Origin of the sequence: Duganella caerulea (assembly GCF_040362985.1) — a bacterium.
GTDB lineage: Bacteria > Pseudomonadota > Gammaproteobacteria > Burkholderiales > Burkholderiaceae_D > Rugamonas > Rugamonas vulcania.
In genome coordinates this window covers 77,331-96,862 of the sequence record NZ_BPWJ01000013.1, presented here as the reverse complement: position 1 = coordinate 96,862, position 19,532 = coordinate 77,331, and the positions used below count along the sequence as shown (strand labels likewise).

The 19,532-nt window shown below is 65.6% G+C and carries 17 protein-coding genes; 5 read left to right on the top strand and 12 right to left on the bottom strand.

Annotated features, from left to right (window positions below; all coding sequences use genetic code 11):
• Positions 1-5: 5 nt before the first annotated feature.
• The 10 genes from ACUJB0_RS28540 to ACUJB0_RS28495 form a co-directional block, all read right to left on the bottom strand.
• The gene (locus ACUJB0_RS28540) at positions 6-1,226 is read right to left on the bottom strand and encodes a CheR family methyltransferase (protein ID WP_444848204.1); all 1,221 of its coding nucleotides are present in this window, start codon (positions 1,224-1,226) and stop codon (positions 6-8) included.
• Positions 1,223-1,666, bottom strand: coding sequence for a chemotaxis protein CheW (locus ACUJB0_RS28535; protein ID WP_444848203.1), 444 nt, complete (start codon positions 1,664-1,666; stop codon positions 1,223-1,225). Before ACUJB0_RS28535 ends, ACUJB0_RS28540 begins: the two co-directional genes overlap by 4 nt.
• A 12-nt stretch (positions 1,667-1,678) precedes the next feature.
• On the bottom strand, positions 1,679-3,493 hold the full coding sequence (locus tag ACUJB0_RS28530) for a HAMP domain-containing methyl-accepting chemotaxis protein (protein ID WP_444848202.1): 1,815 nt from the start codon (positions 3,491-3,493) through the stop codon (positions 1,679-1,681).
• Between the two features lie 43 nt (positions 3,494-3,536).
• Entirely contained in the window at positions 3,537-5,351 is a 1,815-nt protein-coding gene (locus ACUJB0_RS28525) for a methyl-accepting chemotaxis protein (RefSeq protein WP_444848201.1), read from the bottom strand.
• A 114-nt stretch (positions 5,352-5,465) separates the two neighbouring features.
• A complete protein-coding gene (locus ACUJB0_RS28520) occupies positions 5,466-6,698 on the bottom strand; it encodes an argininosuccinate synthase (protein ID WP_117015304.1) in 1,233 nt (410 codons plus the stop codon).
• 25 nt (positions 6,699-6,723) lie between these two features.
• Complete coding sequence (gene argF, locus ACUJB0_RS28515) at positions 6,724-7,653, bottom strand: ornithine carbamoyltransferase (protein ID WP_444848200.1); 930 nt, start codon at positions 7,651-7,653, stop codon at positions 6,724-6,726.
• 137 nt (positions 7,654-7,790) lie between these two features.
• Positions 7,791-10,625 carry an ATP-binding protein gene (locus ACUJB0_RS28510; RefSeq protein ID WP_444848199.1) on the bottom strand — a complete coding sequence of 945 codons (2,835 nt, stop codon included), beginning with the start codon at positions 10,623-10,625 and terminating at the stop codon, positions 7,791-7,793.
• Between the two features lie 85 nt (positions 10,626-10,710).
• Positions 10,711-11,625, bottom strand: coding sequence for a ribosome small subunit-dependent GTPase A (gene rsgA / locus ACUJB0_RS28505; protein ID WP_444848198.1), 915 nt, complete (start codon positions 11,623-11,625; stop codon positions 10,711-10,713).
• A complete protein-coding gene (locus tag ACUJB0_RS28500; protein WP_444848197.1) occupies positions 11,622-11,981 on the bottom strand; it encodes a 4a-hydroxytetrahydrobiopterin dehydratase in 360 nt (119 codons plus the stop codon). The genes rsgA and ACUJB0_RS28500 overlap by 4 nt, the downstream gene beginning before the upstream one ends.
• Positions 11,978-13,240 (bottom strand): M48 family metallopeptidase, encoded by a 1,263-nt coding sequence (locus tag ACUJB0_RS28495; RefSeq protein WP_161083149.1) that lies wholly within the window; start codon positions 13,238-13,240, stop codon positions 11,978-11,980. Before ACUJB0_RS28495 ends, ACUJB0_RS28500 begins: the two co-directional genes overlap by 4 nt.
• Before the next feature lie 53 nt (positions 13,241-13,293).
• On the opposite strand from ACUJB0_RS28495, the gene orn reads away from it, so the two are divergent.
• From orn to ACUJB0_RS28475, 4 genes are all read left to right on the top strand, one after another.
• Entirely contained in the window at positions 13,294-13,890 is a 597-nt protein-coding gene (orn, locus tag ACUJB0_RS28490; protein ID WP_175048022.1) for an oligoribonuclease, read from the top strand.
• A gap of 63 nt (positions 13,891-13,953) precedes the next feature.
• Positions 13,954-14,964: a DUF1176 domain-containing protein gene (locus ACUJB0_RS28485; protein WP_444848196.1), complete on the top strand. Its 1,011-nt coding sequence runs from the start codon at positions 13,954-13,956 to the stop codon at positions 14,962-14,964.
• Between the two features lie 80 nt (positions 14,965-15,044).
• Positions 15,045-16,019 (top strand): hypothetical protein, encoded by a 975-nt coding sequence (locus tag ACUJB0_RS28480; protein ID WP_444848195.1) that lies wholly within the window; start codon positions 15,045-15,047, stop codon positions 16,017-16,019.
• Between the two features lie 76 nt (positions 16,020-16,095).
• Complete coding sequence (locus ACUJB0_RS28475) at positions 16,096-16,764, top strand: protein-S-isoprenylcysteine O-methyltransferase (protein WP_444848194.1); 669 nt, start codon at positions 16,096-16,098, stop codon at positions 16,762-16,764.
• A 7-nt stretch (positions 16,765-16,771) separates the two neighbouring features.
• Here ACUJB0_RS28475 and ACUJB0_RS28470 read toward each other — a convergent pair whose 3' ends face one another.
• Positions 16,772-17,617 carry a carboxylesterase family protein gene (locus ACUJB0_RS28470; RefSeq protein WP_444848193.1) on the bottom strand — a complete coding sequence of 282 codons (846 nt, stop codon included), beginning with the start codon at positions 17,615-17,617 and terminating at the stop codon, positions 16,772-16,774.
• A gap of 4 nt (positions 17,618-17,621) precedes the next feature.
• On the bottom strand, positions 17,622-18,317 hold the full coding sequence (locus ACUJB0_RS28465) for a UPF0149 family protein (protein ID WP_444848192.1): 696 nt from the start codon (positions 18,315-18,317) through the stop codon (positions 17,622-17,624).
• Positions 18,318-18,380: 63 nt separating this feature from the next.
• Here ACUJB0_RS28465 and ACUJB0_RS28460 point away from each other — a divergent pair, with 63 nt between their 5' ends.
• Entirely contained in the window at positions 18,381-19,469 is a 1,089-nt protein-coding gene (locus ACUJB0_RS28460) for a serine/threonine protein kinase (RefSeq protein WP_444848191.1), read from the top strand.
• The last annotated feature ends 63 nt before the right edge of the window (positions 19,470-19,532 follow it).

The following is a 19,532-nucleotide window of genomic DNA, read 5'->3' as shown; positions in this document are numbered from 1 at the left end:
CGCCCTTATGATCCTTGCTGGCGTTTGTAGACGCGCGCGGCGCGGGCCTTGAGCGCGGCAGCGGCTCCGGGATCGTTGTTGGTCTCGGCCAGCAGGGCCAGGTGGCACAGCGCTTCGTAGTGGTCCGGTTGCAGGTAGATGCAGCGCTTCCAGTAGTCCTCGGCGAGCTTGCGCTTGTCCGTCAGTTCGTTGACCAGGCCGAGGATGAAATACGCCTCCGCCGAATCGGGCGTTTGCGCCAGATGGTCGCGGCTTTTGTTTTCGGCTTCCTTCAATTGTCCCAGGTCGGCCAGCTTGCGGGCTTCGGCCAGCAGGTTGGTGTCCATCGCGACGGCGGCGGGCGCCGGCACCGGCAGGGGCGCGAGCCGCGCCGGCTGATTGGGCGCCTGCGGAGCCGGGCGGCGTACGGTGCGCGGAGCCGTCTTGGGAACCGCCTGGATGGCGGGTGCCGGCCGCGCAGCTTCCTTCTTCAAGCCGAACGCCTGCGGATACGGGTACGGGGTAAAGCCGTGCTGGCAGAACGACGGCACTTCGGCGTAGCCGGCGAACAGCAGGCCGTGATCGGCCAGCAGCGCCTCAAGCTTGGCGATGGCTGTCCTGGTGGTCGGCTTATCGAAGTAGATCAGCAGGTTGCGGCAGAAGATCACGTCGTAATGGCCCGTCCGCGTCAGGAGGTCGAACTCCAGCAGGTTGCCTTGCTTGAAGCGCACCTGCTGGCGCAAGGTGTCGTTGATGCGGTAGTCGTCGCCGTCGGCGATGAAGTGGCGGTCGCGGAAGGCCAGGTCCTGGCTGCGGAAGGCGTTGCGGCTATACACGCCGCTCTTGGCGCGCTCCACGCAAGCGGGGCTGATGTCGTAGGCGTCGATGATGTAGCCGTCGCGCCGCACGCCGGCGTCGGCCAGCACCATCGCCATCGTGTATGGCTCCTCGCCGCCGGCGCAGGGGATGGACAGGATGCGCACCATGCGGTTGGCATCGCCGGCCAGGCGCGCCCGGGCGAATTCTGCGGCGGCCTGGAAGGCTTGCGGATCGCGGTAGAACCAGGACTCCGGCACCACCACCAGTTCCACCAGCGCGGTCAGCTCGTCCGGCGTCATGCGGTCGAGGTAGACGTCCTGGTTGGCGGCGGCGGTCCGCTCCATGCGGAGCTTGATCGCGCGTTCGACCGTGGACCTGGACAGCGTCAAGCCGGTGGCCTCGTGCAGCATGGATTGGGCGGGCGTCATGGCTGGAACAGCATCGCGCGCAGCGACGCGGGCAGCAGGTGTTCAAGTTCCACCAGTTGCAGCATGCCGCCCGGGTCGCTGGCGACCTCGCCGAGGAAGGGCGCGGCCTGCACGCCGCTGGCGCCCAGCTGCGTTTCGGCCACTTCCTGCACGCCCAGCACGCGCTCCGCGCGCAGGCCAAGCAGATGGTCCGTGCCTTCCGGCGCGTGGTAGGTCACCACGATGATGCGGGTGTCGAAATGATCGGCGCCGCTTGGCAGCCCGCTGGCGCGGCACAAGTCGATCACCGGCACCGACTCGCCGTGGAAGTCCATCAGGCCGGCGACGGTGTCAGGCGCCAGCGGCAGGTGCTTGAGTTCCAGCAGGGGCAGCACGCGCACCACGTCGCGCAGGCGCAGGCCGTAGCGGTCGGCGCCGATGTGGAAGATCAGCAGCTTCATCGCCCGCTCCGGTCAGGCCGCGACGGCGAAGTTGGCGACGCTGGTCTGCAGGTCGCCCGCCGCGTACTGCAGCTGGTGCACCGCTTCGCTGGTGGCCTTGAGCGATTCCACCGTCTGCTGGGTGGAGTCGTTCAGCTGCATCATGGTTTCGGAAATCTGCTGTGCGCCCACCGCCTGCGACTGCATCCCCTGCAGCACCGCGTCGAATTGCGGCGCCAGTTTCTGCACCTGGTCCATCACGCCGGACAGCTGGTCCGTCACCTGGCGCACCTCGCCGACGCTGCGGCGTATCTCTTCCGAGAATTTGTCCATGCCCATGACGCTGGCCGACACCGCCGACTGCATCTCCTTGAGCATCTGCTCGATGTCCCAGGTGGAGACCGAGGTCTGGTCGGCCAGCCGGCGGATTTCGGTGGCCACCACGGAGAAGCCGCGTCCCGCCTCGCCGGCCTTCTCGGCCTCGATGGCGGCGTTGAGCGAGAGGATGTTGGTCTGGTCGGCCACCTTGGTGATGGTGATCAAAACACTGTTGATGTTGGAGGCTTTCTCCGACAACGCCGCCAGCTTGGCGTTGATCGAATCGGTGGCCGAGACCATGTGCTGCATGGTGCTGTCCATGCGGCGCAGGTTGGTTTGGGCGTCGGCGGTGGCGGTGGTGGTGTAGTCGGCCACCGCGGTGGCGTCCTCCATGGTCTTCAACAGCTGCGAGGTGTTGGCGGAGATTTCCTTGGTGGTGCTGAGGATCTCGACGCTGGTCTGCGCCTGCTCGATGCCGGTGGCCTCCTGCTGCCTGGCCGAGGCGGCGATCTCGGTGGCCGAGGTGGTGACCTGGATGCCGGCCTTCTGCACGTTGTTGAGCAGGGCGCGCAGGTTCTCGAACATGCGGTCCAGGCCATGCGCCAGCTGGCCGATGGCGTCGTCGCCGGTCACCTCGATCTTGCCGGTCAGGTCGCCGGAGGCGGCCTTGGAGACCACGCCGAGCAGCGAGTCGACCTTGGACTTGAGCAGGTTGGTGGCCGCTAGTTCGTTGGCCTGGCTGTCCTGGATGGACTGCGCCATGCGGTTGAACTCCGTCGCCACTCGGCCCAGTTCATCGGCGTTGCCCTCCGCCGCCCGCGCCGACTGTTCGCCGGCGGCGAGGCGCCCCACCGCGTGGGTCAGGTTGTTCAATGGCGCCAGCAGCGCGCGTCCCAGCGCCCAGGCGATCAGCGCCGACAGCGCCACGCAGGCCAGGCCGCCGCCGCTCAGCACCAGGCGCATGGTCTCCTGCAGCCGGGCCGCGGCCTCGGAGCGTTCGGCCAGCAGGCGGCGCTCCTCGGCGGCGGCGCTGTCCAGCAGTTTGTAGATACCGTGGACGGCGACATTGCCGCCGCTCTGCTGCGCGTTGTGCCCCATCGCGTCGGCCGCTCCCGGCTTGTCGCCCAGCTGCTGGCGCATGGCCAACTGCGATTCGATGACGTCGCGCGTCCAGGTGGCGATCATGGCTTCCAGCTCCTTGAAGCGGGTGGCCTGGTTGGGGCTATCGGCCACCAGCTTTTGCATGGCTTGCAGGGAGCCGGGCAGGTCGCGCAATTCCTTGTGGGTGTTTTCGAGGCGCGCCGGGGTGCCGCTCAGGTAGTAGCCGCGTGCCTCGACCTGCACTTGCAGCAGGTCGTTGCGCATCTTGTCGATCGACTGTATCACTTCCATCGAGTGCCGGTCCAACGCGTTGGCGTCGGACAGGCTGTTGAATTTGATGTAGGCCATCGACAGCAGCGCCAGGATGATGGCGAGGATGGCGCTGAACCCCAGGTACAGCTTCTGCTTGATGCTCAAGTCGTTCAACATTTTTTCTCCATGAGCCGCCTTCGATGCGGCATTGTCCCACGCTTCAAGCCGTGACCGCAAAGTTGGCGACGCTGGTCTGCAGATCGCCCGCCGCATACTGCAGCTGGTGCACCGCTTCGCTGGTGGCCTTGAGCGATTCCACCGTCTGCCGGGTGGCGTCGTTCAGCTGCATCATGGTTTCGGAAATCTGCTGCGCGCCCACCGCCTGCGACTGCATCCCCTGCAGCACCACGTCGAACTGCGGCGCCAGTTTCTGCACCTGGTCCATCACGCCGGACAGCTGGTCCGTCACCTGGCGCACCTCGCCGACGCTGCGGCGTATCTCTTCCGAGAATTTGTCCATGCCCATCACGCTGGCCGACACCGCCGACTGCATCTCCTTGAGCATCTGTTCGATGTCCCAGGTGGAGACCGAGGTCTGGTCGGCCAGGCGGCGGATTTCTGTGGCCACCACCGAGAAGCCGCGTCCCGCCTCGCCGGCCTTCTCGGCCTCGATGGCGGCGTTGAGCGAGAGGATGTTGGTCTGGTCGGCCACCTTGGTGATGGTGACCAGGACGCTGTTGATGTTGGAGGCTTTCTCCGACAACGCCGCCAGCTTGGCGTTGATCGAATCGGTGGCCGAGACCATGTGCTGCATGGTGCTGTCCATGCGGCGCAGGTTGGTCTGGGCGTCGGCGGTGGCGGTGGTGGTGTAGTCGGCCACCGCGGTGGCGTCCTCCATGGTTTTCAACAGCTGCGAAGTGCTGGCCGAGATTTCCTTGGTGGTGGCGAGCACCTCGGCGCTGGTCTGGGCGTGCTCGATGCCGGTGGCCTCCTGCTGCTTGGCCGAGGCGGCGATCTCGGTGGCCGAGGTGGTGACCTGGATGCCGGCCTTCTGCACGTTGTTGAGCAGGGCGCGCAGGTTCTCGAACATGCGGTCCAGGCCATGCGCCAGCTGGCCGATGGCGTCGCCGCCGGCCACGTCGATCTTGCCTGTCAGGTCGCCGGCGGCGGCCCTGGAGACCACGCGGAGCAGCGAGTCGACCTTGGACTTGAGCAGGTTGGTGGCCGCCAGTTCGCTGGCCTGGCTGTCCTGGATGGCCTGCGCCATGCGGTTGAATTCCCCCGTGACCTGGCCCATTTCATCGCCCGACAGCACCGCCGCGCGCGCCGACTGTTCGCCGGCGGCGATGCGGCCCAGCGCGTGGGTCAGGTTGTTCAATGGCGCCAGCAGCGCGCCCGCCAGCACCAGGCCGATGACGATGGCCAGCGCCACGCACAAGCTGCCGCCCAGGATCAGCACCAGCGACATGGTCTGCTGCAGGCTTTGCGAGGTGCGCGTGCGCCCATCGAGCAGGCGGGTTTCGTCGGCGGCGGCTTCGTCGATCAGGGCGCGGATGGCGCCGACGTCGCGCGCGCCGGCGCGCAGCTCGGCGCCGTGGCCCAGCTGGTCGGCCGCGCTGACGTTCTGGCCCAGCGCGCGGCGCTTGTCCAGCAGCGGATGGTAGACCTGAGCGAGCCATTCGTTGACCATGGTGTGCAGCCGGCGCAGGCGTTCCTGCTGGACGGGGTTGTCCGCGGTGAGTGTCAGCAGCCGTTGCATACGTTGCTCCAGCGCGGCTTCGGCCTCGGTGCCGCCGGCAAGCAGCTTCTCGTCGCCGCTGAGCACAAAGCCTCGCTCGGCCGATTGCAGTTCCAGCACGGCGATCGAGGTGCGGTCGGCTTCGTGCAGCACTTCCAGCGTGTGCCGGTCCCACTGGCGGGCCTCGGACAGCTTGCTGAAGTTGAGATAGGCCATGGCCAGCAGCACCAGGATGGTGGCGACGACGGCGCCGAAACCGATGGCGAGTTTTGATTTGATACGGACGTTCTTTAGCATGGATGCTCCACTGGGGCTGGGTGGTGGAAACAATGTAACATTTTGCCGCCGATTGTGGAGGACAAAAAAAAGGACCGCCAATCGGCGGTCCCTCGTTTGCTGCCGATGTCCGGCTTATTGGCCGCGTTTCAGGCGCGCGTTGGCGGCGATGCGCATGCGCAGCGCGTTCAACTTGATGAAGCCTCCGGCGTCGGCCTGGTTGTAGGCGCCGCCGTCTTCGTCGAAGGTGGCGATGTTCATATCAAACAGGGAGTCGGTCTTCGAATCGCGCGAGACGACGATCACGTTGCCCTTGTAGAGCTTCACGCGCACCCAGCCGTTTACGGTGGCCTGGGTGTGGTCGATCAGCGTCTGGATGGCGACGCGCTCCGGCGCCCACCAGTAGCCGTTGTAGATCATCGAGGCGTAGCGTGGCATCAGGTCGTCCTTCAGGTGGGCCACTTCGCGGTCCAGCGTGATCGACTCGATAGCGCGGTGCGCCTTGAGCATGATGGTGCCGCCAGGGGTTTCGTAGCAGCCGCGCGACTTCATGCCGACGTAGCGGTTTTCCACCAGGTCCAGGCGGCCGATGCCATGCTTGCCGCCCAGGCGATTCAGTTCGGTCAGCACGGTGGCTGGCGACATGCGCACGCCGTTCAGGGCGACGATGTCGCCTTTCTCGTATTCGATGTCCAGGTATTCCGCTTGGTCCGGCGCCGCTTCTGGGCTGACGCTCCAGCGCCACATGGTTTCCTCGGCTTCGGCACTCGGGTTTTCCAGGTGGCGGCCTTCGAAGGAGATGTGCAGCAGGTTGGCGTCCATCGAGTAGGGCGCGCCGCCGTTCTTGTGCTTCATGTCGATTTCGATGCCGGCGTCTTCCGCGTACTTCAGCAGTTTTTCGCGCGACAGCAGGTCCCACTCGCGCCATGGGGCGATGATCTTCACGCCTGGCTTCAGCGCGTAGGCGCCCAGTTCGAAGCGCACCTGGTCGTTGCCCTTGCCGGTGGCGCCGTGCGAGATGGCGTCGGCGCCGGTGGCGTTGGCGATCTCGATCAGGCGCTTGGCGATCAGCGGACGCGCGATCGAGGTGCCCAGCAGGTATTCGCCTTCGTACACGGTATTGGCGCGGAACATGGGGAAGACGAAGTCGCGCACGAATTCTTCGCGCACGTCGTCGATGTAGATGTTCTCAGGCTTGATGCCGAACTTGATCGCTTTTGCGCGCGCCGGTTCCAGTTCTTCGCCCTGGCCCAGGTCAGCGGTGAAGGTGACGATTTCGCACTGGTAGTTATCTTGCAGCCATTTGAGGATGACGGAGGTATCGAGGCCGCCCGAGTAGGCGAGGACTACTTTTTTAATATCGCTCATGCTAGTTCCAATTGGTGGGTAGTGTTTAGTTGTTGGTGTCGACGCGGCCGATCAGCAGGTACTCGATCAGCGCCTTCTGTACGTGCAGGCGGTTCTCCGCCTCGTCCCAGACCACCGATTGCGGTCCGTCGATGACTTCCGCCGAGACTTCCTCGCCGCGGTGGGCGGGCAGGCAGTGCATGAACAGCGCGTCCGGCGCGGCGCGCGCCATCTTGGCGCTGTCGACGATCCAGCCGTCGAAGGCCTTCAGGCGGGCGGCGTTTTCCTCTTCGTAGCCCATGCTGGTCCAGACGTCGGTGTTGACCAGGTGCGCGCCTTCGCAGGCATCGGACGGGTTGTCGAAGAAGGTGTAGCGGTCGGTCGAAACCAGCGACATGTCCATGTCGTAGCCCTTGGGTGTGGACACGTTGACGTGGAAGCCGAACACCTCGGCCGCCTGCAGCCAGGAGTACAGCATGTTGTTGGCGTCGCCCACCCAGGCCACGGTCTTGCCGGTGATCGGGCCACGGTGTTCGTAGTAGGTGAAGATGTCGGCGAACACCTGGCATGGATGGTGTTCGTTGGTCAGGCCATTAATCACCGGCACGCGCGAGTTGGCGGCGAAACGCTCGATGATGTCCTGGCCGAAGGTGCGCACCATGATGATGTCGCACATGCGGCTCATCACCTGGCCGGCGTCTTCCACCGGTTCGCCACGGCCCAGCTGCGAATCGCGGGTGTTCAGGTAGATCGCCGCGCCGCCCAGCTGGTGCATGCCGGCCTCGAAGGAGAGGCGGGTGCGGGTGGAGTTCTTCTCGAACACCATGACCAGCGTGCGGTCAATCAGCGGGTGGTAGATTTCGTAGTTCTTGAATTTTCGCTTGATCAGGTGCGCGCGTTCAATCACGTATTCGTATTCGGCTAACGAAAAATCAGAAAACTGCAGGTAATGCTTGATCGGTTTTTGGATAGGCATAGTAACGACTGACAGATGTGCGGGCGTGGGGCGGTGTGCCTGGCCGGCTTAGCCGGACAATTATAAAGGCAATTCGGCGGATAGGGCGGATTGCCGCAGATTCTCCTGTCTATACAGGCTACGCGGCGCTGCGGTTGCTAGGTGTAGATCTGCGTGGTGGCGGGGGTCTGGTGTTCGGGCGCCGTCAGCGGCAGGTCGAGCGTGAAGGCGGTGCCGTCGCGCGAGCTGTGGACCGTGATCTGGCCGCCCAGTAGCGAAGTGACAATGTTGTAGCTGATCGACAGTCCCAGCCCGCTGCCACCCTGACCCAGCTTGGTGGTGAAGAAGGGATCGAAGATGCGCGACATGTGCTCCGGCGCGATGCCGCCGCCGTTGTCGCGGAAGGTGATCAGCACCCGGCCCTCGGCCGGCGTGGAGGCCTGCAGCCACATGCCGCCGCTGCGCTCGCGCGCGAAGGCGTGCAGCAGCGCGTTGTTGATGAAATTTGCGATCACCTGGCCGAGCGGGCCGGGATAGCTGTCCATCGAGATCAGCTCCGGCACCTCGATCTCGATGCGGTGGTTGGCGGCGCGGATGCGGTTCATCATCGTCGCGATCACCTCGTGCGACACCTGCTGAAGGTTGAACACGCGGCGCTGCTCGGTGGTGCGGTCGACCGCCACCTGCTTGAAACTGTTGACCAGGTCCGCCGCGCTGGTCAGGCCGCGCATCACCAGCTCGTGCGCCTTGCGGGCGTCGGCCAGGTAGCCGGCCAGCTCGGAGCGGCGCAGGCCCGGGCCATTGACCTGGGCTTCCAGCTCCTCGGTTTTCTGGATCAAGGTGCTGGCGATCAGCAGGCTGTTGCCGATCGGCGTATTCAATTCGTGCGCCACGCCGGCCATCAGGGAGCCCAGCGCCGCCAGCTTCTCCTGCGATACCAGCTGCGTTTGCGCGTCCTTCAGCTGGCGGTAGGCCTCGGCGTTGTCCAGCGCGATGGCGCCGTAGGCGCACAGCGTGCGGAAGATCAGCCGTTCGCGTTCGCCGTAGGCGCGCGCGTGCATGGCCTGCACCGTCATCACGCCCAGCGCGCGCTCGCCCACCACCAGCGGCACGTACAGCGCGCTGACCATCAGCTGGGTGCCGGGCGCCAGGAAGATGTCGTCCGGCCCCGCCTCCTCGATGTAGATCTCGCGCCGTTCGCGCACGCAGCGCGCCGCGTTGGCGCGCGGGTTGTCGATGGCGATGGTGTTGGTCGGCAGCGGGCGGCCGTTCTCGATGCCGAAGGCGCGGCTGACCGTGGCGCCGCCGGCGTCGCACAGGTAAATGGCGAAGCTGTGCGCCGGCAGCAGGCCCTGGACGTGGCGGTTCAGCGCCTGGAACACGGCGGCGGCGTCGAGGTGGGTGGTGATCTCCTGGCCAATGGCCGACAGGCGCTCGAGCGTGTCGCTGGTCTGCTGCAGCACCTCGGCGCGGCGCGCCTCGGAGGCGGCCAGCTCGCGGTGGTGCTGGCCCTCGGCGCGGGCGTGCTCGGTCTGGTGGTGCACCTGCAGCGCGATGGCGCGGCTGGTGGCTTCCTGGCTGTGGGTCTTGTGGCGCGCGGCGGCCGCCGCCTGCGCCGAGCGGTAGGCCGCCGCGTAGTCGCCGACCCGCGCGTACTCGCGTCCCAGCGCGTCGTGCAGGTCGCCGGGCAGGGTGTAGCCGTCGATGGCGGAGGCCACGTCCAGCGCCTGGTGCAGGTAGTGCAGCGTGGCGTTTTGCTCGGTCATGCCGGGCGGCGGCGGCAGCGCGTGGCGCTCGTGGATCACCGACAGCACGCGCAGCGCGGCCACGTGGTTGTCGCGGTTGGCCTGTTCGGCCGCCAGTTCGACCGCGCGTTCGGCCATCTCCAGCGCCTCCTGCGGACGGCCGAGGAAGCACAGCGCGTGCGCCTGGCCGCGCCGCGCGATCGACTGGAAGTCTGCCTGGCCCAGCGCGTCGGCGCGCGCGGCCATGCGGTGGAAGGCGTCCAGCGCGCCGTCGTAGTCGGCCTTGTCGAGCGCCAGGTCGCCCAGATAGGACAGCGCGTGCGCGTAGCTGCGCGCGCCCGGCAGCGGCGTCATGATCTGCAGCGCCTCGTGCAGCAGCTCCTCGGTGGCGTCGAGGCGGCCCAGGCGGCGCATGGTTTCGGCGGTGTGCATCAGGCAGGCGCCGATGCTGCGCGGCCAGCCGGTGGGGCGCGCCAGATCAAGCGCGCTTTGCATCCACTCCAGCGACGAGTGGTGGTCGTTGAGGATGGTGAAATTGAGGCCGATGTTGATCGCGGCGATGATGGCCATGCGCACCTGGCCCGTCTCCAGCGCCGTCTCATAGCAGTGGATGTAGTGGCGCGCGGCGGTGCCGTGGTCGCTGTGCTGGCTGGCCGAGAGGCCGAAGAAGTCGTACACCCATGCCGCCACGCCGGGATGCTGCGGCGCCTCGCCGGTGGAGAAGCGCTGGCCCCAGCGCTGTTCGGCCGAGCGCAGGTCCTGCAGCACGGCCCAGCGGGCGATGGCCGCTTCGGCGATGTCGGCGCGCTGATCGTCGCCGCATGCGCGGGCGGCGGCCGCCATCAGTTCCAGTTCGTGGTCGCCGGTGCGGTGGTCGCCGCGGTCGATGGCGATCCAGGCGCGCAGCCAGTGGGCGTCGGCGCGGCCTTCGTGGTCGTCCAGGCGCGAGAGCTGTTCATGGCATACGGCGGCGAGGGCGCCGGCGTCGTCGAGTTCACCGGCCAGCCACACCGCTTCGGCCTGCACCAGCTGCAGGCGGGCGGAGATGAGGCTCATGTCGTCCGGCGGCAGCGCGGTGGCGGGCAGCAGCTGGCGGCCCTCGGCGGCCAGGGCGACCGCGCGCGCGGTGTCGCGCTGGCGCAGGTGCCAGGCCAGCGGCACCAGCACCGGCAGGCGCGCAGGTCCCCGCAGCGGCTGCAGGGCCGCTTCCCAATGCGCTACTTCGTCGTCGACCGCGTACATGTCCATCGGGGTCCTCGGGCCGCAGATAATTGCCTTGGAGAATTATAGTCCGCAAATGCAGATTGTGCGTGTGCTACGACAATTGTTTTTTTTAATATAGGGTTTGCGACGACTCATGCAACAGTTGACCGTACAGCGTGTGGCGCATTTTGGCGATCTTGCCTTCGGCGACGGCGGCCAGGATCGCGCATTGCGGCTCGATCAGGTGGCGGCAGTTGTAGAACTTGCACTGGCCCAGGTAGGGCTCGAAGTCCACGAAGGCGCGCTCCAGCATGCCTTCGCTCAGGTGGTACAGGCCGAACTCCTGGAAGCCGGGCGAGTCGATGATGGACGAACCGGCGCCCAGTTCCGGCAGCTGGTACAGCCGGGTGAAGGTGGTGGTGTGCTTGCCGGTGTCGAGCGCGGCGGAGATCTCGCGCACGGCGATATCGGCGTCCGGCACCAGCAGGTTGATCAGCGAGGACTTGCCCATGCCGGACTGGCCGATCAGGATCGACGACTGGCCAGCCAGCAGCGGCTTCAGCACGGCCAGCGCTTCCTCGGGGCGCGCCTTGGCCGAGACCTCGTGCACCGGGTAGCCGAGCGAGGCGTACGGCTGCAGGCGCTCGCGGGTGCGCTCCAGCGATTCGGTGACGTCGGTCTTGTTGAGGATCAGGCGGGCGGTGATGCCGGCCGCCTCAGCCGCCACCAGCGAGCGCGACACGAGGTCGTCGGCGAAGCCGGGCTCGGTGGCGACCACGATGAACAGCTGCGTCAGGTTGGCGGCCAGCAGCTTGGACTTGTACTGGTCCGAGCGGTAGAGCAGGGTCTTGCGTTCCTCGATCTTGTCGATCACGCCCTGGTCGGGCGAGGTCAGCGTGATGCGGACCTGGTCGCCGACCGCGACGTTGGTCTTCTTGCCGCGCGTGACGCATTGCAGCTTGACGCCGTCCGCCTCGGCCAGGTAGTGGCGGCCGTGGGCGGCGATGATGGTGGCGGTCAGTTGCTGGTTGGCTTGCTGGCTCATGGCTGGACCGCCGCCGTCTGGTACAGCGCGCCGGCCTTGGCCGCGCAGATGAAGTCGTTGTCGGACAGGCCGCCCCGGCCTTGGTTGACCGAGTGGGTGTCGTAGCGGACGATGCAGGTTTTGTAAGTCACGGTCATTTCCGGGTGGTGGTCTTCGGCGTGGCTCAGGTAGGCCAGCGCGTTGACGAAGGCCATGGTGCGATAGTAGTTGGTGAAGTCGAAGGTGCGGACCAGCTTGCCGTCCTGCAGCGACCAATCGGGCAGCAGCGCCAGCAGGCGCGCGGCCTCGTCGGCGCCGAGCGCGTCCTTGGCGGGGCGGCTGCGGCGGTTCAACAGGTCGGCGTGGCTGGCGATCATGCGGCCGCCGCGTGCAGGTGACGGATGCGCACGCTGGCCGGCGGGTGCGAGTCGTAGAAGGCCGAGTGCAGCGGGTCCGGGGTCAGGGTGGAGGCGTTGTCCTCGTACATCTTGACCAGCGCCGAGACCAGGTCGCGGGCGTCGGTGTGCTGGGCGGCGAAGGCGTCGGCTTCGAACTCGTGCTTGCGCGAGCTGATCGAGGTCAGCGGGCCGAACAGGAAGGTGAACACCGGCAGCACCAGCATGAACAGCAGCAGCACCATGGCGTCGTTGCCCTGGCCCGGCATCGGATCGACGCCCAGGCCGGTGTAGAACCACACCTGGTTCTTCAGGTAGCCCAGCAGCGCGAGGAAGGCCAGCGAGATCGCGAACATCATGCTGATGCGCTTGATGATGTGCTTGAGCTTGAAGTGGCCCAGCTCGTGCGCCAGCACCGCCTCGATCTCCTGCGGCTGCAGGCGCGAGAGCAGGGTGTCGAAGAACACGATGCGCTTGTTGGCGCCGAAGCCGGAGAAGTAGGCGTTGCCGTGGGCGCTGCGCTTGGAGCCGTCCATCACGAACAGGCCCTTGGAGGCGAAGCCGACGCGGCTCATCAGGCCTTCGATGCGGGCCTTGAGCGACTGGTCTTCCAGCGGCGTGAACTTGTTGAACAGCGGCGCGATCACGGTCGGGAACAGCACCATCATCAGCAGCTGGAAGCCGCTCCACACCAGCCAGGCGTACAGCCACCACAGGTTGCCGGATTTTTCCATCAGGGTCAGCATGACCCACACCAGCGGCAGGCCGATGGCCGCGCCCAGCAGCAGGCCCTTGACCATATCGGCGAAGAACAGGCCGGGTGTCATCTTGTTGAAGCCGAAGCGCTGCTCCAGGCCGAACTGCTTGTAGTAGTCGAACGGCAGGTCGATGATGCCGGACACGGCGGCGAACGCCGCCAGCAGCGCCAGCTGGTAGACCATGCCGGGGCCGGTCAGCTTGAGGATTTCCACCGACAGCCATTGCAGGCCGCCCAGCAGTGTGAAGCCGACCAGCACCAGGGTGTTGACCAGCAGGGTGACCAGGCCGAACTTGGTGCGGGCGACGGTGTAGTCGGCGGCCTTCTGGTGGGCGGACAGGGGGATTTTCTCGGCGAATTCGGCCGGCACGGCGTTGCGGTGCGCCAGCACATGGCGGATATGGCGCGAGGCGAGCCAGAAGCGCACGATCAACGTCAAAATGATGAAAGATACAAACAAAATCGAAAACGCGAGTGAATACATTCTATGCCTGTGAGAAAATGGCGGATTCGGATTAATGAAGCCAAGAGAGAATTATGTCACAAGCTAACGATTTGCCAGAAGGTTCCGCACCAGAGGCCATCACCCCGCGCCAGAACGAATTCAACCTGGTCTGGGTGGACATGGAAATGACCGGCCTGGAGCCGGATACCGACCGCATCATCGAGGTGGCCGTGGTGGTCACCGACATGCACCTGAACGTGCTGGCCGAGGGCCCGGTGTTCGCGATCCACCAGAGCGACGAGACGCTGGACAAGATGGACGCCTGGAACAAGGGCACGCACGGCCGCTCGGGCCTGATCGACCGCGTCAAGGCGTCGACCGTCACCGAGGCGCAGGCGGAAGAGGAACTGATCAAGTTCATGAAGCTGTGGGTGCCGAAGGGCAAGGCGCCGATGTGCGGCAACACCATCGGCCAGGACCGCCGCTTCATGGTGCGCTACATGCCCAAGCTGGAAGCGTATTTCCACTATCGGAACATCGACGTGTCGACGCTCAAAGAGCTGTGCAAGCGCTGGAAACCGGAAATCGTCGGCGGCTTCAAGAAGCATCAGAAGCACACCGCGATGGCCGACATCATCGAGTCGATCGACGAGCTGAAATACTACCGCGAGCATTTCATCAAGCTGTAAGCCGCGCGCTGCATCGAAACAGGTTCCGTCGAACCTGTTTTTTTTTCGCCTGCGAGGAAATACATGAAAATATTGAAACTGGTTTTGATAACGTCGGCGCTGGCCGCCGCATTGCCTGCCGGCGCCGCGCCATACAACGGCACGCGGTTCGGCGCCAAGGATTGGGAAGTGGCCTGCGATAACACGCGCCGCTGCGAGGCGGTCGGCTTCCAGAGCGAGGAATCGGAAAGCGCGCCGGTGGCGCTGTGGCTGGGGCGCGATGCCGGCCCCGCCGGCGCGCTGGAGGCCAAGTTGCACGTGGTGATTCCGGACGACAAGGACGCCGGTCCCTTGACCATCACCGTCGGCAAGTTGGCGCTGGGCGGCCTGAAGGCGGACACCGGATTGACCGCGGAGCAGATCGGGCGGCTGATGCCGCAGCTGTTGAACGCCGAGTCGGCCAAGGTGTCGGACGGGAAGCATCAGTGGCTGCTGTCGCTGGCCGGCCTGAAGGCGGTGCTGCTGAAGATGGACGACGTGCAAGGGCGGGTGGGCACGGTCACGGCGCTGGTCAAGGCGGGCATGCGGCCGGCCAGCGAGGTGCTGCCGGCGCTGGTGCCGCCGACGGTGCGGCCGGTCCCGCTGCCGCCGGCGCAAAAGGGCGACGACAAGCTGCTGGCCGCCATCCTCAAGACCATGCGGGTTGAAGACTGCGAAGTGGCCCTCGGCGAATCCGGCGGCGACCAGAGCATCCATCGCCTGCCGGGCGGCAAGGTGCTGCTGGTGCTGGAGTGCGACCGCGCGGCCTATCAATCGTCCTATGGGCTGTGGGTGGCCCGCGACAAGCCGCCGTACGACCTCAAGCCGCTGGAGGTGCCGGGCATGGAAGGCGGCGGCATAATGAACGCGTCGCTCGAAGGCGGCAAGCTGAGCAGCTATGCCAAGGGCCGGGGCCTGTTCGATTGCGGCGGGTTCTGGACCTGGGTGTGGACGGCGCAGGGCTTCCAGCTGATCGATGTGTCGCAGGCCAATATCTGCAGGGGCATGCCGGGCGGCGTCACGCTGCGCGACTGGGTGGCGCGGGAAATCAAGTGAGTCTATCGCGCGCACGGTTTTTCCTTTTGGCATTACAATTCTGCAAATGTTAAATTAGCAATCTCTTTGCGGGAATTATTATGTCTGATCTGATTGAGCCTGGCGTCGCCGAGCACGCTCCTATCCAAACTCCGCCGCCGCCCAAGCGCCGCAAGTGGGGCCGCTATGTGCTGTACACGCTGGCCGTGCTGGGTGTGCTGTTGATCGCGCTGGTGGCGGCGGTGTTCTACAAGGCCAGCACCGAACCGCAGCTGATCAAGATCGACGAGGCGGCCTCCATCGACGAGGCGATGACGCGCACCTACGGCAAATACTCGCAGGAGAAAAAAGGCTGGGTGTATGTGGATGAATCCAACGAGCCCTTCCTGGTGCGGGTGGTCCAGCAGGCGCGGATCGAGGCGGTGGGCGCCAGCGACGAGCTGTTTTTTGTCTCCAGCGGCGTCTCGCTCAAGGGCGACGGCCGCAATTTCTACGGCGTGTTCCAGATCCGCGCCGACACCAAGCCCGGTGGCGGACTGGTCGAGATCAGCTCGCCGTTCCGCTACGAAAGCGACGTGCCGGTGACGCCGGAGAAGGTGCGCTTTGAGGCCTTGTCCGAACGCACCTGGGGCTGGGTGCTGAAGGTGCAGAACGGCACCAAGCCGAGCAATGAGCAAGTCATGGTCAGCAACGTGATGCTGGCGCCGCATGGCGACGAGATCGCCTTGCTGGCGCGCTTCAAGGCGGCGGTCGATGCCGAGCCTGGCGACTGCGCGCAGGCCAACGCCGAACACGAAACGTGGCGCAAGGCGGTGGAGGCGATGGGCAACCAGGAGCAGACCACCGAGCAGGAGGTGCACGAGGCCGAGGCGATGGACGAGACCGAGCCGCTGCGCTGCGAGCACAGCCGCTGGACCTACCGCACCGCCGACGTGGTCGGCCCGCTGCCAGGTCCGTTGACGGTCAGCGTCAAAGGCACGCAATACGGCGCGCCGATGGAAGCGAAGTCGTGGAAGCTGATGTTCGACAGCAAAGCCTTCGTCTACAACGTGCCCGACGAGCTGACGGTGGAGTAATTCCGATTGGGGTCAAGTCTGACATTCGGACACGAGCTCTGCCGTAGCGGCCGCTTACGGCAGAGCTCGTGTCCGAATGTCAGACTTGACCCCAGGGGTGGATGTTGGCATATTGTCATCCGTGACAACTTCCCACTGTCCTTCGAAGGAATGCCCGATGCGCCACTTAACTGTTTTTGATTATGTGTTTATCGCGATGGTGTTTGTCAGTTTCCTGATCCGCTTTCCGCGCGAGTATCACGGGAAGAAAATCAAGGCGGTCGAGTCGCGCACCAACGCGAAAGAGAAATTCTGCCTGACGCTGGTCTTCACCGGATCGGTGACGCTCCCATTGATTTATTTCGTTTCCCCCTGGCTGGACGTTGCCAACCACACGGTCGCTCCCGTCGCGGGGTGGATCGGCAGCGCGATCGCCGTGGCCGGGCTGTGGTTGTTCTGGCGCTCGCACGCCGACCTCGGACGGCAGTTTTCGCCGACGCTGGAAGTCAAGGATGCCCATGTGCTGGTGTCCGAGGGCGTGTATAAAAACATCCGCCACCCGATGTACACCGGCGTGTTCCTGATGGGGCTGGCTCAGTTGCTGCTGTTTGGGAATTGGATCGCCGGTCCGGCCTTCCTGTTGGCGTTCCTGGTTTTGTACAATCTGCGGATCGACTACGAAGAGAAAATGATGCTGGATCACTTCGGCAATCAATACGCCGATTACCAGAAACGCACCGGGCGCCTGCTCCCCAGCTGGGGGTAGGACTGGCTTACCTGCCCTTGGCCTGCCGCTGGGCGAACAGCCAGTCGCGCCAGGCCGGGGCCAGCAGCATGTCGGCGGGCACAGTGTGCTCCATGCCGCGGTACTCCAGCATGCGGGCCTTGGCGCCGCCGGGCTGGCTCTGCAGGGCGGCGAACAGCGCGCGGTCCGGCTCGATAGGGTTCTCGGTGTCGGCGTCGCCGTGCACCAGCAGCAGCGGCAGGTCTTTCAGCTGCGCGGCGGTGGCGCGTTCGGGGGCGATGCCCGAGAAGGCCACGGCGGCGGCGAACAGGTCCCGCCGTTGCAGCACCGCCTGCGTGGCGGCGGAGGCGCCCATCGAGAAACCGGTGATGTAGATGCGGTCCGGGTCGATCGCGAATTGGGATTTCAGGTTGTCCACCAGCGCGGCCACGCTCGGCAGGTTGGGGCCGGGGCGGGAGGCCAGCAGTCCGTCGGCGGCCGAGGGCGCGTAATTGGCGCTGCGCTCGGCGAATTGCGGCACCAGGATGTAGGCGGGATAACGCTTGCGGATGGCCGGCGCGGTCCAGGACATGGCCAGCGCGCCGAGCTGGCTGGCGTTGTCGTTGCCGATGGCGCCGGAGCCGTGCAGCACGATCACCAGCGGATAGCGCTTGCCGGGCTGGACGTCGGCCGGCGGCATCAGTCGATAGGACAGCCTGCCGGTGGGGCCGGCGTAGGCGCCGTTGAGGAAAACGTCGCGGCTCAGGGATTTGAGCAAGGCCGCGTCGGACGCCTGGCGGGCAGGCGTGGTACGGTCGGTCAGCAGTTCGGGCCGGGCGGCGCTGGCACAGCCGGCGGCCAGCATCAGCGCGAGGACAACACCACGCAAGGCCATCGGCTTATTCCGCCTTGTCGGCGCCGTGGCACTTCTTGTACTTCTTGCCGCTGCCGCAAGGGCAGTCGTCGTTGCGGCCGACCTTGGGCTCGTCGCGCACCAGGGTGGTGACGGCGGCCTTGCGGCGCGGTACCCAGAACTTGTAGATGGCCGGCAGGTTCGCTTCCAGTTCCTGCGCCAGCTTGTGCGCCTTGACCGGATCTTCCACCAGCGGCAGTTCCTCTTCCTCGATCTCGTCGGCGCCCAGCAGGTAGATCGGCTTCATCAGTTCCTGCACGTCCGATTCCCAGATCTCGTCCCACGAACCCGGACGCAGCTCCATGCCTTCCCAGAAGCCCCAGCACCAGGCTTCGGCGTCGATCAGGGTCTGGCCTTCGTGTTCGTGCTCGACGAACAGCGGCTCGAATTCCTTCGGCGCCACTTCGAACGTCACCAGCACTTCGTTCATGAAGCGCATGATCAGGTTGAGGATGCGTTCCTCTTCCTTTTCGTTCTTGAATTTCGGGATGTCGGTTTCTTCCTGGCCCCACACGCGCTTGAGCCATTCGGCCGGCATGATGGTTTCCGGGCCGATGGCGATGGCGGTCAGATAGCCGTGCAGCATATCCATCGTCATCGCATCTTCAGGGCTGCGGTCGGACAGCAGGAAGTTGTCTAATTCGTCGAATTCTTTTTCGCTCAGTGGCTGGTCGAGTTGCATGGCTTGCTCTTTTTATTGGATTGAAGCCGACAGTATACACGCCGCGCCCCGTACAATGCGGGGATGAACCAAGATCATTTCGACGACGAAGAAGAAGACGCCCGCGCCGCGGCCCTGGCCGCCGGCATGGCCGACGCGCTGGCCGGCGCGGCAGACAGCCAGCAGGAACAGGCGCCGCATCCGTATTCCGCGCTCAATCCCGAGTGCGTGCTGGACGCGCTCGACAGCATAGGCTTGCATGGCGACGGCCGCCTGCTGGCGCTGAACAGCTATGAAAACCGCGTCTACCAGGTCGGCATCGAGGACGCGCAGCCGCTGGTGGTGAAGTTTTACCGTCCCGGCCGCTGGAGCGACGCGGCCATCCTGGAGGAGCATGCCTTCACCGAGGAGCTGGCCGCGCGCGAGATTCCGGTGGTGCCGGCGCTGCCGCTGGGGCCGCAGCGGGCCACGCTGCATCACTTCAACGGCTTCCGCTTTGCCGTGTTCACCCGCCACGGCGGCCGCGCGCCCGAGCTCAGCGACCCGTCGGTGCTGGAGTGGACCGGGCGCTTCATCGCCCGTATCCACGCGGTGGGCGCGATCAAGCCGTACCGGGAGCGGCCGGCGATCGACATCGCCACCTTCGGCACCGAGCCTTGCGACTATTTGCAGGCCAACCAGTTCATTCCGGCCGATTTGAAGGAGGCCTACGCCAGCGTCTCGGCGCAGGCGTTGGACGGCGTGCGCCGCTGCTACGACCGCGCCGGCGAGCTGCCGCAGCTGCGCCTGCACGGCGATTGCCACGGCGGCAATGTTTTGTGGACCGACGCCGGCCCGCATTTCGTCGACTTCGACGACAGCCGCATGGGGCCGGCGATCCAGGATCTGTGGATGATGCTGTCCGGCGAGCGTACCGACCAGGTGCGCCAGATGAGCGACATCCTGGCCGGCTACGAGGATTTCTGTGAGTTCGAGCCGCGCCAGCTGCATCTGGTGGAAGCGTTGCGCACGCTGCGGCTGATCCATTACTCGGCCTGGCTGGCCCGGCGCTGGGACGATCCGGCCTTCCCGGTGGCTTTCCCGTGGTTTAACACCCAGCGCTATTGGCAGGACCGCATCCTGGAGCTCAAGGAGCAGATCTCGCTGATGGACGAGCCGCCGCTGCCGATCTAGCGAATTGACGGGCTTTTCCCGCTCTCCTTGCGGTTCGGCTTGCCTGATTGCTGCTTGATAATG

What these genes read in the sequence shown, in the direction of transcription:
- ACUJB0_RS28465 (WP_444848192.1), bottom strand. Translation starts at nt 18,317, where the DNA reads ATGCAACTCGACCAGCCACTGAGCGAAAAAGAATTCGACGAATTAGAC.
- ACUJB0_RS28495 (WP_161083149.1), bottom strand. Translation starts at nt 13,240, where the DNA reads ATGTATTCACTCGCGTTTTCGATTTTGTTTGTATCTTTCATCATTTTG.
- ACUJB0_RS28520 (WP_117015304.1), bottom strand. Translation starts at nt 6,698, where the DNA reads ATGAGCGATATTAAAAAAGTAGTCCTCGCCTACTCGGGCGGCCTCGAT.
- ACUJB0_RS28535 (WP_444848203.1), bottom strand. Translation starts at nt 1,666, where the DNA reads ATGAAGCTGCTGATCTTCCACATCGGCGCCGACCGCTACGGCCTGCGC.
- ACUJB0_RS28510 (WP_444848199.1), bottom strand. Translation starts at nt 10,625, where the DNA reads ATGGACATGTACGCGGTCGACGACGAAGTAGCGCATTGGGAAGCGGCC.
- ACUJB0_RS28480 (WP_444848195.1), top strand. Translation starts at nt 15,045, where the DNA reads ATGTCTGATCTGATTGAGCCTGGCGTCGCCGAGCACGCTCCTATCCAA.
- rsgA (WP_444848198.1), bottom strand. Translation starts at nt 11,625, where the DNA reads ATGAGCCAGCAAGCCAACCAGCAACTGACCGCCACCATCATCGCCGCC.
- ACUJB0_RS28525 (WP_444848201.1), bottom strand. Translation starts at nt 5,351, where the DNA reads ATGCTAAAGAACGTCCGTATCAAATCAAAACTCGCCATCGGTTTCGGC.
- argF (WP_444848200.1), bottom strand. Translation starts at nt 7,653, where the DNA reads ATGCCTATCCAAAAACCGATCAAGCATTACCTGCAGTTTTCTGATTTT.
- ACUJB0_RS28540 (WP_444848204.1), bottom strand. Translation starts at nt 1,226, where the DNA reads ATGACGCCCGCCCAATCCATGCTGCACGAGGCCACCGGCTTGACGCTG.
- ACUJB0_RS28530 (WP_444848202.1), bottom strand. Translation starts at nt 3,493, where the DNA reads ATGTTGAACGACTTGAGCATCAAGCAGAAGCTGTACCTGGGGTTCAGC.
- ACUJB0_RS28500 (WP_444848197.1), bottom strand. Translation starts at nt 11,981, where the DNA reads ATGATCGCCAGCCACGCCGACCTGTTGAACCGCCGCAGCCGCCCCGCC.
- ACUJB0_RS28485 (WP_444848196.1), top strand. Translation starts at nt 13,954, where the DNA reads ATGAAAATATTGAAACTGGTTTTGATAACGTCGGCGCTGGCCGCCGCA.
- ACUJB0_RS28460 (WP_444848191.1), top strand. Translation starts at nt 18,381, where the DNA reads ATGAACCAAGATCATTTCGACGACGAAGAAGAAGACGCCCGCGCCGCG.
- orn (WP_175048022.1), top strand. Translation starts at nt 13,294, where the DNA reads ATGTCACAAGCTAACGATTTGCCAGAAGGTTCCGCACCAGAGGCCATC.
- ACUJB0_RS28470 (WP_444848193.1), bottom strand. Translation starts at nt 17,617, where the DNA reads ATGGCCTTGCGTGGTGTTGTCCTCGCGCTGATGCTGGCCGCCGGCTGT.
- ACUJB0_RS28475 (WP_444848194.1), top strand. Translation starts at nt 16,096, where the DNA reads ATGTCAGACTTGACCCCAGGGGTGGATGTTGGCATATTGTCATCCGTG.